The sequence below is a fragment of the Advenella mimigardefordensis DPN7 genome (assembly GCF_000521505.1).
Classification (GTDB): Bacteria; Pseudomonadota; Gammaproteobacteria; order Burkholderiales; family Burkholderiaceae_B; genus Advenella; species Advenella mimigardefordensis.
The window spans coordinates 4,014,890-4,028,481 of sequence record NZ_CP003915.1 but is presented as its reverse complement, the minus strand read 5'-3'; the positions used below and the strand labels follow the sequence as shown (position 1 = coordinate 4,028,481).

Below are 13,592 nucleotides of genomic sequence, written 5' to 3'. Positions count from 1 at the left end.
CATGACAGCATATCTTTTTTCTCTGGTCGCCCTGGCGATGATGGCTGGCATTACCGGCCTTGCCCTGAATATACAGTGGGGCATGGCAGGGCTGGTCAATTTCGGGCTTTTCGGCTTTTATATGATCGGCGCGTATGTTTGTGCGCTGCTCACGACGCAACTGGGGTGGTCGCCATGGCTGGTCATGCCGGTCACGGTTCTTCTTACGGTTGCAGTAAGCGCCCTCGTGTGCCTGATTTCTGTCCGCCTTGCAGATGATTATTTTGCCATTGTGACGCTGGCTTTCGCGGAAAGCGTCAAATTGATTATCAACAACGAAGAATGGCTGACCCGGGGGAGCATTGGCATTCCGAACATTCCCCGACCCGTCGCGAGCGATACGGGTTTGTTGGCGTTGGCAGCCATCATGCTGGTGGTGGTTTTCGTTGCCTTTGAAGTGATCGCCCGTTCACCGCTGGGTCGAACGGCCCGCGCTTTGCGCGATGATCCACTGGTGGCGCAGAGCGTGGGCAAGAACGTTCTGGGCGTACGCTTGCGTTTCTTCGCTTTAGGTGGTGCGGCACTTGGTATTGCAGGTTGCCTGCATGCCTTTTATTATCGGTATATAGATCCTTCGCAGTTTAGCGTTGCCATGACGGCATCGGCGTTTATGCTGGTGATTCTGGCCGGACGCGGTAGCCATCGCGGCGTGCTCCTGAGCAGCCTGACGGTGGTTTTACTGCTGGAAGGCACGCGCTTTCTGGACGATTACATTTCCTGGCTGGCGCCGCATCAACTGGCAGCGTTGAGATTGATTCTGATCGGATTGATTCTGATCCTGTTGCTTATCTTTAAACCGCAGGGGTTTAGCAAGGAATATCGGTTTATCCGGAATCGGTGAGGTGGCATCGGGGCTGCTTCGCTGGTTTCCCCCAATGAAGCAGCAACGGGCTCATTTTATGGTGCGATCCAGAGATTTTTTAATGAAGAAATCGCGGCATCGGGTTCGGCTCCTACACCCTGCAGTGCATTGTTGTACAGCGTGAAGTGCTGAATTTCGAACAGAGGAAGTACTGGCAAATCTTCCATGCCGATGCGTTGCAGGTCGTGAAATAGCCGAAACCTTTCCTGAGGATTATTGGAGATCTGTATCCTTTCAATGATTTCGTCGGCCTTGGGGTTTGAGTAATTCGAGGCATTGGTCCACGGTACGCCTTTGGCGATGCTTTTTGACCAGTAATGGCGAATGCCGCCAATTTGCGGATCCAGATAGGGCGAGATCTGTCCGGTATTAATATCAAAGTCGTAGTCGGTATAGATACGTTTGATGAACGTAGGCAGATCCTGATTCCGCACTGTCACATCTATGCCCACAGCTTTCAATTTCTGCCGCAAATATTCTGAATGAAACTTGTATGCTTCATTGAACGGCTGATAATCCAGTTTCAGGGAGAAGCGAATGCCGTTTTCCTTGCGGGGGTAACCTGCCGCATCCAGTAGCGCTTCGGCGCGCCGCGGGTCGTAAGGGTACTGTGGAACATGCTTTGTAGTATAGAAATCGGTCAAACTTGACGGAATCATGCCTGTTGCAGGTTTGCCGAAGCCGTACCAGACTGTGTTGATCAGATCCTTTACATCGATGGCGTGCGCAATCGCCTGGCGAACTTTCAAATGATTGAGAATCGGGTTGCGCAGATTGAATTCCAGGAACACATTCTGAGCTTGCCAACTGAATCCGTCGGTGGTAACTTTTAATCTACCTGTCTGTTCGAGACGCTTTACGTCTGAATGAGGGACCGCATCGTAGGGCGCATATTGCACCTCGCCAGTTTCCAACGCTACAGCGCGTGAGCCCGCATCCGGGATAATACGAAAAATCAGGCTATCCAGATAGGGCTTACCACTGTCCCAATAGTCGGGGTTGCGTTCCAGCTCGATATATTGCCCTTTGTTCCATTGCTTGAATCGGAAAGCGCCAGTGCCAATGGGATGAATATTGGCTGGGTTTTTGTTGAAGTCGGTTCCTTCATAGATATGTTTCGGGATGATCTGCGACTCCACAGCATTCAGCGCACTGAGAATGACGATTGACGGGTGCGCAAGGTGTAATACAACTGTATATTCGTCCGGTGTGTCGACAGAGGTGACCGGAGCGAAGGTCACCCGCCCACGCGTATGCAGTTTCTTCCAGACTTCCAGCAGACTGAACTTGACGTCGGCTGCAGTAAATGGTTTGCCGTCGTGCCATTTCACCCCGTGTCGCAAATGAAACGTCATGGTCAACCCGTCATCGGTCACTTCCCAACGTTCCGCCAGACCGGGTTGCGGCTTACTGTCCTTGTCGTAGGTAAGTAAGCCGTCGAAGATGTTTGCCGACACGATCAAATTCGGAAAGGTGTTCTGAAATGACGAGGTCAGCGCTGTCGGTTCAGGTTGAACAATCGCCTGCAAGGACCCTCCCCTTACAGGCGTTGCGGCGCTCGCTGGCGCTTGAACGAACAGGGAGGTGGATACCGCGGCGAGCGTCAAAATGAATCTGCCCAGTTGTTTTTTCATAGACTATACTCCTGCTGCAAATTGTGTGGTGATTTCGTTTTGGATATTCGATAATGGTCTGAGCACCTGCGGACCAAGTTGGTCTAGCCGCGTGGCACCAACGAGCGCCATCGTGGTTGCGAGTTCTTCGTGCAATAGTCTGAGCATTTGTTGCAAGCCTGCTGCACCGCCTGCAGCCAGTGCGTATCCCTGCATTTTGCCCAGACCGATGGCCCGCGCTCCCAGGGCAATGGCTTTGACGATATCGCTGCCGTTCTGAAAGCCGCCATCGACGTAGATCTCTATAGATCCGTTCAGCTTAGGTGCGATTTCGCTTAGCATTTCAATGCCTGACGCCGCGTAATCGAGTTGACGGCCTCCGTGATTGGAAAGATAAACTGCTTTGGCACCAACCGACTCGGCCAGTCTGGCATCTTCCAGCGTCTGAATGCCTTTGATAATCACTGGTAGGGATGAGTGTTTGACGAGGCTTTCAATGAGCTGCCAGTCGGGCACGACGCTATCGGGGCCGCTCTGTGTAGCTTGTAAATTGGGCCGTGCCTGCTGGTCTAGTGCAACGAAACCATTAATGAGATCGCGATCTCGGCGGGCAATGACGGGTACGTCAACCGTGATGCAAAGCGCATGAAAACCCAGCGTAACCGCTCGATCAATAATCGATCTGGCCCAGGCGAGATCGCCACGCAGATAAAGCTGGAGCACCAGCGGACGCGTGGCGTGCAATACAACGTTGTCAATGGCGATTTCCGAATTGATTCCGAAAAACTGTGTGGTTCCCATGCTGGTGGCAGCCTCGGCGACGGCTGCTGCACCGGCAGTGTGAATCAAACCTAGAGAGCCGATAGGGCTTGGGAAAAAAGGAAACGCCAAAGGAAGCCCCAGAAGCGTCGTTTGAGTGTCGATATGGCGAACATCGCGCAGGACCCGACCTCTGAGGCCTATCGTGTCCAGGCTTGCCCGATTGCGACGCAGTGTGGCTTCGGTGCCGGCACCGCCAGCCAGATAGTCCCAAATCGGTTTGGGTAGGTTCGCTTGTGCTGCGCTGCAGAGTTCTGATAACGTGTTGAAGTCGCTCTTGTTCGCATTGGATGCAGGAACAGGTAAGGTGAACAAGGTCGAATTGATGCTTGAGGTCATGGTTGATGTCTATTGCGGGATAGCGCTGTTTAAGCCTGCGATGTACGATGTAGATGGGCTGATTTAGAAAAAACCCTGAGTGGGTAGCGGAACGCCATTGATGCTTAGGTTACCCAGTGCATACGCTTTATGAGTGATCGGGTTGTGGCTGGATAGCGTGCGTATATTGCGCCAATGTCGGTCCAGATTGTGATGTGCGAGGGTGGCCGAGGCTCCCGCAATGTCGAACAGCGCAGAGGCTGTGTGTTGCGCTATACGGTCCACCGTTATTTTTGCTTTGGCAGCTGCCGCAGCGGCATCTTGCAGAAAATCACCGGCCTGGCTGTCCTGTGCGATGAGGGCAATGTACGCCTTATCGGCGACAGCAGCGGCAGCCTGGACAATTGCGTGGACCGCAAAAGCAGCTGCCTGCTGTTCACCCATAGCGGCAAGTAGCAAGGGATCACGCGCACCAGCTGAATCCGGAGCATAGTAGAAATTGCGGTGGCGTTTGCCGAGCAGCTCGGCAGCATCGCGAGTGATGGCGGACACAATACCCGCGACAATGCTTGTCAGGTATAGCTGTGCGATAGTGGAGCCGAACTGACCCTGCTGTTGAGGAATGTCTTCGGGAAAAAGTATCTCGTCGGAGTCCACATGAACATGTTCAAAGATCGTAGTGCCGCTCCCCGTCAGTCGTTGCCCCATACCCGTCCAGTCGTCGATTGTCTCTATGCCTTTTCGGTTTTTTGGCAGTATCACAATGACTCGCCGGTCATCTTCCAGGGAAACCGGGGCATAAATCCAGTCGGAATAGAGCGCGCCGGTTGAATAAAATTTCTTGCCATTCAATTCATATTTCCCGTTGTTTTTTACCAGTCTGCTGAAGAATGGAACATTGCCTCCAATCTGCGGGTGATTGATCTCGGTATTTGCCTGGCCGATCATATCTCCTGCAATAACGCGAGCGCGCAACTTGTTCAGCAAAGGGTGTTGTGATGGCGTATTCAGCAGACGCTCCATTACGACATGGTGATTTCTCCAAATGTGGGCCACGTTCGGATCTGCTTCTGCCAATTGAAACGCTGCCGAAAACATATGGACAAGCGTGGCCCCCTCACCGCCGTAGGTGCCGGACAGGCGTTGGTGCCCGAAACCGCTGGCTTTAAGTTCCTGGATCAGCGCAAAGGGCAGATCGCGTTTGGCGTCGCGCTCTGCCGCACCTGCGGTGATACGCTGCAATAGTTCATTTGGGATGAGATGGGTGGTGGTGTAACTCATAGGTATCTGGAATGATGCGAAGGTTCATGCGTGATCAGGCGCACGTGCTGCTTGCTGTTTGACTGAGCAATCCAAACCGCTCAGGAGGGTGTGAACGAGTGTTAATACGGGCGTGGCTATCCCAAACTGGCGGGCAAATTGCAACGGTTGGCCAACCAACGCGTCCACTTCCAGGGCCCGTCCACGAAGTACGTCCTGCAGCATTGAGGGCCGATGACCAGGGGCGGGTGCTGCTGTCTCTACAGTGGGGCGCGATTCAACTGCGGGGGGCACTGACCAGCCCATGGCTGCGGCCACTGCGCGGATTTCGGCTTGCAGGGTCCGACCCAGATTGAAGAGATCAGGAGAGCGCATACGCGCCTGATTATCCAGGCGGGTAAGGGCGCAGATCGTATTGTTGGCGATATTGACCAGCAGCTTTTCCCAAACAGACGCCCGAATGTCCTTGGCAGCAGTCGCGGTCAGTCCGGCAGAATTCAATAGCTTGATCAGTGCAGACAAGCGCGTGCTTTTGGCTACTGCTTGCGGTGCCGGTTCACCCAGCAGAATGCGTGTCTGTCCCCGATGCCTGACATGACCCGGCTTTACAATTTCGTTTGGGGAATAGACGACACCTCCGATGACACGTTCCGGTCTGATATGGGACCAGAGGGCCCCATCGGGATCCAGCAAGGCAAGTGTTGGCGTGTCTGCATTCGACTCTGCCGCGGCACGGGTTAAAGCAGCATCCAGGCCGTAACCCCACCACCAGGGAATTCCGTTATTAATAAACACGGCGATACCGTTATCGGTGAGCAATGATCCGATGTGTTGCGCATGGTCAGCGATATCGGTGGCCTTTAACCCGACAATGACAATGTCCTGCGGCGGCAGATTCCGGGCATGACCGACTGCCTGGCTGATCGTGGCATGAACATTGCCGCTATCGGTTTCCAATGTTAGTCCATTGTTCTGGATGGTGACCAAATGCTCGCCACGCGCAATGAGAGAGAGCGAAACGCCCGGGCACTGCGCCAGACGCACCGCGAAGTGGCTGCCGATGGCACCCGCGCCGTAGATGCAGATACGGGTCATGGCAGTCTGAATCCAGCTTCGGAGGTAGGCCCAATTTGTGTAGGCAGATCTGCCTCCCACTGTAAATAGGCTGCGCTTGCGTCAAGATTACCATCATGTCTGTCGTGCAGCCAGAACAGGTAATCGATCCTCACATGCTTGTCCAGATCGACGGGGGCGTTTTCCAAGGCCAGCCCGGCAGTTTGCCATGCGTCGAATCCGTCTTCGACAACGGCCAACTGCCCCGGCACTACGGTTTCTTTGAGGTGTGTGAGCAAAGTTTGCACCAGCAGGCGCGCGACGGTGTCATCGTCGGCAAGAACAATGGCCCGACCCGCAGCTTCGATTTTCTCGATGATCGTCGATCCGATTGCTGATCTATTGATCCACAGTGCGCCTGGAGCATGTGATTGCAGGTAACGCTCACTGCTGCGAGCATCAAGAAGAACAGCGCCTTGTGTTGCCCACTCCCACGCCGTTTGTGCATTGATTGACGGAGTGCCTTCCCAATCCCTGGCTACGGCGGCAGTATCGACATCAGGGCTCGTTGATGACGCATTTTCGTCGGCTGGCGAGAACAACACGACTTGCGCACCCAATCGGTGCAGCCAGTGGGCGACAAGGGTGGCACGACTGCCGTCGCTGTCGACGATCACAACACGTGCGTGGCGCACTACTGCATACTCGTCGAAACATTGAATCAGTTGAACGCCCTCGGCCCAGGTAGCTCCGGCCAGATGACCGGCTTCGAATTCATCACGACTTCGAATGTCGAATATATACGTAGTGTGAGTCTGATCTGCCTGCCAGGCATGCAGTGTTTCAGAATTGATCCGTGCAAGGCTTGAGCGCTCTTCCAATTGACGTGCCTTGGCGCGCGCACTTTCCTGAGCGCTCGTACTAGCAGGTTGCGTTTCCTGGCCGGGTCCATAGTACAGGTCCAGACCGGCGAGCCTCCACCCTTGCGTACCACCGGAGAGCGCCACGACGCGATTAGTTACGCCCGCATCGATAAGACTTTGTGCACCGATAATACCCCGGGTTCGGCCAGCGCAGGTTACTACCACGAGTGTATCAGGCGACGTGACGACATCGTGGAAGCGCGTGACAATCTCGCCTCCGGGACAACTGATGGCACCGGGTATATGAAATTTGCGATGTTCTTGCACTGTACGTGAGTCAAGCAGGATCAGATCCTGTCCCGATTGCTGCGCGTGCATCAGCGCTTCAGCTGTTATGGACCCTGTGCTAAACGCGTGCTCGACATATTCCGAGAAGGCCTTGCTGGGAACGTTCACGCCCTGAAACGTTTTATAGTTCTCCTGCTGCCATTGCTGCGTACCGCCAGCCAGCCAGTGTACATGGTTGTAGCCGAGTTCAATTGCCCTGGATGCAGCAAGCTGCGCCACGACACCGTCCGTAGAGGTAAATACAAGACGCGTATCGTTGCGCGGCACCTTGTCGAGTAGTGCAGGTTCCAGCCGGCTGTAGGGAAAATTGGTTGCGAAGAATAAATGCTGTTCGCCAAACTGGCCGGCCTCGCTGACGTCAATCAGGGCGATTTCCTGGTTATCCGAAAGCCAGTTGTGCAACGTCGTCGGTTCAATGGCCAGAGCTACTATGGCGGATGCGTGTGTCATGTTTTGGTATGCCTTTGCAAATCAGTATGATGAAGAGGGTGCTATGCCAGAGATTGGGCAATGGGTTTGCGCAACCCAGCCTGTTCCAGCAGAGGAATGACGCGCTCACCGAAGTAGGTCAGTTCCGGCTCGTAATCGAAGAAGCAGATCTGTATACCATCGCAACCGGCGTTCTTCAGTTGCAGCAACTGTTCAACAATCTGTTCGGGTGTGCCGACCAATTGGATGTTTCCGCCTACAGTACGTTCGTCCCGCTCGTGACCACGCCAGGAGCGGCTGTCTCCGGTCGCATGAGAGTGGAAGAACCCATCAATCGCGCCCTGATCGGCCTTTGCCAGGATGGACTGGTATACCTGCCGCGCTTCCTGTTCGGTTTCACGGCAAATAATCATGGGATTGATCAGCGTACGAACGTCTCGACCCTGGCGTACCGCGTGCTCCTTGACGCTGGCATTCAGCTGAGGCAGGGCGCCGATGGCTTTCTCAAATTGTGCACCGGTTGGACTGGTGATGAAAATCAAGTCTGAATGTCGGACAGCGCTTGCAATACCGGCTGGCGAGCTCGTTGCGCTGACCAGTATTGGACGCCCGTATTGAGGTTTGGGCGTGATAAAGGCTTGTTTAAGCTGCCAGCGGTTGCTCTCATAGTCAAGGTTTTCATTGCTGCTCCAGAGTTTGCTCAGAATATCGACATATTCATCTGCGATTTGGTAGCGTGTGTCGTGATCAATTTGCTGTTGTCCGAACATGGCCCACTCGTCCTTGCGAAAACCGGTGACGATATTCAGGCCCCAGCGGCCTTTGGCTATATGATCGAGCGTAGCGCCGAACTTGGCCAGATGTAGCGGATGCCAGGGGCCGTACAGAATGTGAATAGTCGAGACGAGTAGTATCCTTTGCGTGACAGCAGCAAGAGCGCAAGTAGCAATAAACGCATCAAGCGATTGCTCGCGGTATTTCGTTTCTCCGCCAAAGCCGCCTTTGGAGAGCCAGTGTGCCGGTCCGAAAGCCAGGTCAAACCCGAGCTGTTCAGCCTGCCTGGTCAATTTTGCGTTGTAATCGAAGGTCCAGTCTGTATCTCTTGGCAATGTAGACATGGTCCAGCCCCCGTTATGGATCGGCAGGAATAATCCCAGCAGTAGAGGCTGCTCAAGTGCCTGTCCCAGCGGGCTTTGGCCGGGCAGGGATGGCAGAGGTAAAGTCGTGTTGGTCATAGTGGAAAACATCAGATTTTGGTATTGATAGGGGGCAGCGTGCCGTTCAGATAGTAATTGCCTACCGCCTTGGCCTTATAGGCGACCGGGTCGTGAGTGGTGTGGGTACGCGCATTCCGCCAGTGGCGATCGAAATTCCAGATACGCGTTGTTGCGCTTGCGCCGCCAACCTGATAAAGCATTTCGCTGACACGCAGGCTGGCGTGGGTTGCTGCCATTTTTGCTTCAGCGACGGCGATGGAGGCATTGCTCAGCCTCGTTTCATCTGCCCGGTGGCTTAAGGCGTCGGGAACGACTGCCTGCAAGACGGCAGCTGCTCGTTCGACCATCGCCTGCGCGCCATGGGCCAGCGCTGCCATTTCTCCTACGGCCTGCTGTACGTAAGGGTCATCGCTGCTGCGGGAAACACCCGCTTCCGGCACGGGACGAGCGCGGTTGCGACCATATTCGGTTGCGTCGGCGAAGGCTGCCAGCGCAATACCGCAGTCGATGGCCGCATGCAGCAACTGCGCATACGCGCCTTCGTATGTCCTGACGGTTCCTGCAGCGGGAAGCAATAGCAGTTCGTTCTCGGCTACCGAAACCTGGCGCAGACGGACGGTGCCACTGGCTGTGGTGCGCTGACCCATACCATTCCAGTCATCAAGCACCTCAACGCCCGGCCGATCCCTTGGTACGAGTGCAATGCTGCGCTGTCCATCGTCTCGCAGAGCCAGGATATAGAAATGGCTTGCGTACAGGCTGCCGGTGCAATAGTGCTTATCGCCGTTCAGCGTCCACGCATCGTCATCCCTGGAAAGTCTAACCTTAATATCACCGACGATCGCGCTGCCGCGTTCAGCCGACGCATTGGTGATGATGGCACCCTGCAGGACAAGTGAAAAATAGTGAGCGCGCTGGGTTGGCGTACCGTAAATCCGGATTTTTTCCAGGCCGCATGCGTGTGGCTGTAATGCCTGGGCGATATTGGGGTCGGCCTGAGCCAGCTGGATAAACAGCTTTGCCTGTTCAAGAATATCAATATCATTGCCGCCATACTCCGCAGGAACCCGTGCTGCAGCAAATCCGAGTGAGGTAAGCCGACGAATTTCGTCATACGGCAGGGTTCGGTCACGATCCCGTTGAGCGGCGTTCTCAGCCAATTCAGCTAACAGCGCGGGCAATGTGCTGCTGACCAAAGATAAGTGCTCATTGCTGATGGATGCTGAACGATCTTGTTCGTATGTTATTGATTCAATGGCATTCATGATGCATAATCCGGTTCGCGTTTGTCCAGCAGACGGCGCAGCGCTTCAAAGTGAAGCTGGTAAGCGGGCTTGTATGTGCTTGCGTCCGCACTATGCAGAGCGGTATTGTTGATTTGGTGCTGCACTTTGGCTACTTGCTCTGGGGTAAGCACTTTTGTGGGTAATCCTGTCCACAGCGCGTGCAGATGCACCCGGGCGTAGCGTTCAAGGCAATAGAGACGATCGTAGGCTTCTGCGACGGTTTTGCCTGTGACCAGCACGCCATGATTGGCCATGAACAGAATGGTTTTCTCACCCAGAACTGCAGCTAGTCGTTCACCTTCGGCACAATCACGTGCCAGCCCGTCATAGTGATCATCATAGGCAATCTGATCGATCAGCAATGCCTCAGTCTGTCCAAGGGGTTGCAGTTTTTGGTCCTGCAGACGCACCAGGGCGCTTGTGTACGCCATATGGGTATGCAGAACCACCGCGTGCTTCGAATGAGCTGCATGAACGGGAGCGTGGATGCAGTATGCCGAACGTTGCAAAATACCTTCGCCTTCCAGAATCCTGCCCGAGAAATCCACGGTTAGCAATTGACTGGCCTGGATTTCGCTCCAGTGGAGCCCGAACGGAGGTACATAGAAGCGGTCAGGGTGTCCTGGGACAATGGCGGTGAGATGGTTGTAGATGCCTTCGGTCAGGTCGTGCCATACCGCCAGCCGGTGCGCTGCTGCAAGATCTTCTCTTTGCTGTTGTGCTCTGTGCTGAAGTTCTGACGCTTCCGGATGGATAGGTAATGACATGGTTCTTGTCTGCCGCGTAGGGTTTGAATGAGATTTGTATGACATGGATAACTATTTCCTGTTCGCCTGTACCCGGGGATTGAACAGATCGTTCAGGCCGTTTCCAAGCAACATCAGGCTGATCACGGTTATAAAAATTGCCACCCCAGGCAGGGCAGTCATATACCATGCGGTGCGCAGGGTTGAACGTCCCATACCAATCATGCTGCCCCAAGAGATCACACCAGGATCACCCAAACCCAGGAATGAGAGCGAAGCTTCGGTCAAAATTGCGTGAGCCATCAGCACGGAGGTTGTCACCACAACGGGTGCCAGGCTGTTGGGCAGTACGTGGGAAAGCACGATTCGATAATTAGGCAGACCAATGGTGCGTGCTGCTGTTACGAACTCGGCATTACGTACGCGCAGGGCCTCGGCGCGCACCAGCCGGGCAATTTGCGGCCAAGCAGTGATACCAATAGCAAAGATGATGCTGTAGATAGACGGTTCGAGAATGACTACCAAGACCACAGCAAACAGAAAACTTGGAAAGGTCTGGAACATTTCTGTGAGACGCATGAGCACATCGTCAATCCAGCCGCCGAAGTACCCGGCCAGTACCCCAAGCGCAATGCCGACGGTCACAGACAGCAATGCAGCAAAAAAACCGACAGCCAGCGAAACGCCGGCCGCGTGCATCAGTCCTGAACCCATGTCGCGTCCCATCATGTCTGTACCCAGATAGTGTCCCGGCGTACCGGGCCATAGATTGGCGGGAGCCACGATATCCAGCGGATCCTGGGGGTATATCAGGCTGGCCAGCAGTGCAGCCAGGACAATCAGCATCAGCAGTACAGTTCCTAGTACCAGTGGGCGGGAATGTATAAATTTTCTAATGAAACGCAGGGTCACGAGCGTCTCCCTGCAATCCGGGGGTCAAGTATTGCGTAAAGAATATCGACAAACAGGTTCATAAAGACCACAAGTAAGGAGCTGAACAGGAAAACACCCATCAGCAGATTGATGTCGCGGTTGAATACGGCGTCATAGGCGAGTCGTCCCAATCCGGGCCAGGCGAAGATAGTTTCAATGACGATGGAGCCACCCAGCAGTGAGGCCAACTGCAGACCAGTCAATGTGACCACAGGCAGCAGGGCGTTGCGCAGAACATGGCGGATCGCCACTCTGGACTCGCTCAAACCCTTGGCCCGCGCAGTGCGCACGAAATCCAATCCATACACTTCCAGCATGGCAGAGCGCGTTACCCGGACGTATATTGATAGGTAGAAGAACGCCAGCGTTGATGCAGGCAGTATCAGATGGCGCAGTAATTCGATGATTCCGGCCCAACTGGTGATCGGTGGTCCGCCGATGCTGGTCATGCCCGAAGAAGGTAGCCAGCGTAGATTAACTGAGAATACGACAATCAGTACGAGTCCGACCCAGAAAACAGGCGTGGCGAATCCGAGCGTCGAGATAGTGGAAATGGCTTCGTCCAGCAGACTGCCCCGGTATCGTGCAGACAGTACACCCAGTGTTACTCCAATGACCGTGGCCAGTGTGATGCTTGTCAGCATCAACAGCAGGGTTGGGCCCACGCGATCAACGATCAGGTCGGCCACCGCCATGCCGTGACGAAATGAAAACCCGAGATCAAAATGAAGCAGATTTCCCAGATAGTTGTAAAACACGGTAGTAGCCGGTAAATCAAGGTTGAACTGGCTGCGCAATTGCGCCATATATTCAGGTGTGGCCGAACCGGACTCTCCCGCAATGACGTCAGCCAGATCGCCTGGCGCAAGACGCAGTAACGTAAAAGTAACCAGAATGATCAGGAATACGATGGGGACCAATTGCAGCAAACGGCGTGCTATATAGGTAAATAGGGAAGAATTCATTAACGGCTAATCCTGTTGCATCTGGTCAAATTACCGGTCCTGCGCCGCCATGGACAGGAATGATCGCTCCTACGACATAGCTGGAACGCGGACTAGCCAGAAATAGCGCAACTTGTGCGATTTCCTCTGGCCTTCCGTAGCGGCCCAGCGGAATCTGAGCTTCACCTTCGGCAAAGGCTTGCTCCCGGCTAATACCTCTGCGTTCGCTTTCCAGTGTTAACGCCTGCTCAATGCGTCCGGTCAGGGTGAAACCTGGGTTGATGCCGTTGATGCGGATACCGTAGGGCGCGTAATGGGCGGCGAGACCGACGGTTGTCAGCATTAGGGCAGCGTTGGCCGCACCGCCGGCAAGGTGGCTTGATGTTGGCTGCTTTCCACCGGTCCCAATGATGTTGACCGCTACGCCGACCTGTTCATCTTTGTCACTGCGATTGCGGCCGCGGTCTGTCCAGCGTTGCAGCAGAGCATGCAGCGTATGCAGATTAGGATAAAACTTGGCATCGAAGGTGCTGTGCCAACGTTCAGGCGTGAGTGATTCCGGCGTGTGGCGCTTTGCTGCGCCAGCGCTGTTGACCAAAATGTCCACCGGTCCCAGTTGCGACTCGATCTCATCCAGAGCACGCTCTGACTCGTTGGCATCCAGCAGATTGGCAGATACCGCGACCACATGTGATCCTTCTTCTGCAAGAATGTGCACCGCCTTGTCCAGAGAATCGCGGGAGCGGGCAATAATGCCAACTTTGGCGCCTTCCTGAGCGAAAAGGCGTGCGCTCGCCAGACCGATACCCTGGCTGCCGCCAGTAATCAACACGACTTTATTCTCAAATTCCTGTGACATGAT

At 54.6% G+C, this 13,592-nt stretch carries 12 protein-coding genes; 1 reads left to right on the top strand and 11 read right to left on the bottom strand.

Annotated elements, in window-relative coordinates; genetic code table 11:
• The first annotated feature begins 1 nt into the window (after position 1).
• The gene (locus MIM_RS18480) at positions 2–880 is read left to right on the top strand and encodes a branched-chain amino acid ABC transporter permease (protein ID WP_025374246.1); all 879 of its coding nucleotides are present in this window, start codon (positions 2–4) and stop codon (positions 878–880) included.
• 56 nt (positions 881–936) lie between these two features.
• Here the strand turns inward: MIM_RS18480 and MIM_RS18475 are convergent, their stop codons facing one another.
• The 11 genes from MIM_RS18475 to MIM_RS18425 form a co-directional block, all read right to left on the bottom strand.
• Positions 937–2,535, bottom strand: a complete 1,599-nt coding sequence (locus MIM_RS18475) for an ABC transporter substrate-binding protein (RefSeq protein ID WP_025374245.1) — start codon at positions 2,533–2,535, stop codon at positions 937–939.
• Positions 2,536–2,538: 3 nt separating this feature from the next.
• The gene (locus tag MIM_RS18470) at positions 2,539–3,672 is read right to left on the bottom strand and encodes an alpha-hydroxy acid oxidase (protein WP_025374244.1); all 1,134 of its coding nucleotides are present in this window, start codon (positions 3,670–3,672) and stop codon (positions 2,539–2,541) included.
• A 63-nt stretch (positions 3,673–3,735) separates the two neighbouring features.
• Positions 3,736–4,932 (bottom strand): acyl-CoA dehydrogenase family protein, encoded by a 1,197-nt coding sequence (locus tag MIM_RS18465; RefSeq protein WP_025374243.1) that lies wholly within the window; start codon positions 4,930–4,932, stop codon positions 3,736–3,738.
• 24 nt (positions 4,933–4,956) lie between these two features.
• On the bottom strand, positions 4,957–6,006 hold the full coding sequence (locus MIM_RS18460; protein ID WP_042070549.1) for a ketopantoate reductase family protein: 1,050 nt from the start codon (positions 6,004–6,006) through the stop codon (positions 4,957–4,959).
• Complete coding sequence (locus tag MIM_RS18455) at positions 6,003–7,625, bottom strand: rhodanese-like domain-containing protein (RefSeq protein WP_025374241.1); 1,623 nt, start codon at positions 7,623–7,625, stop codon at positions 6,003–6,005. The genes MIM_RS18460 and MIM_RS18455 overlap by 4 nt, the downstream gene beginning before the upstream one ends.
• Before the next feature lie 41 nt (positions 7,626–7,666).
• Positions 7,667–8,839 (bottom strand): LLM class flavin-dependent oxidoreductase, encoded by a 1,173-nt coding sequence (locus tag MIM_RS18450; RefSeq protein ID WP_025374240.1) that lies wholly within the window; start codon positions 8,837–8,839, stop codon positions 7,667–7,669.
• Between the two features lie 11 nt (positions 8,840–8,850).
• On the bottom strand, positions 8,851–10,086 hold the full coding sequence (locus MIM_RS18445; RefSeq protein WP_025374239.1) for an acyl-CoA dehydrogenase family protein: 1,236 nt from the start codon (positions 10,084–10,086) through the stop codon (positions 8,851–8,853).
• Positions 10,083–10,874, bottom strand: a complete 792-nt coding sequence (locus MIM_RS18440) for a class II aldolase/adducin family protein (protein WP_025374238.1) — start codon at positions 10,872–10,874, stop codon at positions 10,083–10,085. Before MIM_RS18440 ends, MIM_RS18445 begins: the two co-directional genes overlap by 4 nt.
• A gap of 51 nt (positions 10,875–10,925) precedes the next feature.
• Complete coding sequence (locus tag MIM_RS18435) at positions 10,926–11,765, bottom strand: ABC transporter permease (RefSeq protein WP_025374237.1); 840 nt, start codon at positions 11,763–11,765, stop codon at positions 10,926–10,928.
• Complete coding sequence (locus MIM_RS18430) at positions 11,762–12,751, bottom strand: ABC transporter permease (RefSeq protein ID WP_025374236.1); 990 nt, start codon at positions 12,749–12,751, stop codon at positions 11,762–11,764. Before MIM_RS18430 ends, MIM_RS18435 begins: the two co-directional genes overlap by 4 nt.
• A 25-nt stretch (positions 12,752–12,776) precedes the next feature.
• Positions 12,777–13,589 carry an SDR family NAD(P)-dependent oxidoreductase gene (locus MIM_RS18425; RefSeq protein WP_025374235.1) on the bottom strand — a complete coding sequence of 271 codons (813 nt, stop codon included), beginning with the start codon at positions 13,587–13,589 and terminating at the stop codon, positions 12,777–12,779.
• Positions 13,590–13,592: the final 3 nt, after the last annotated feature.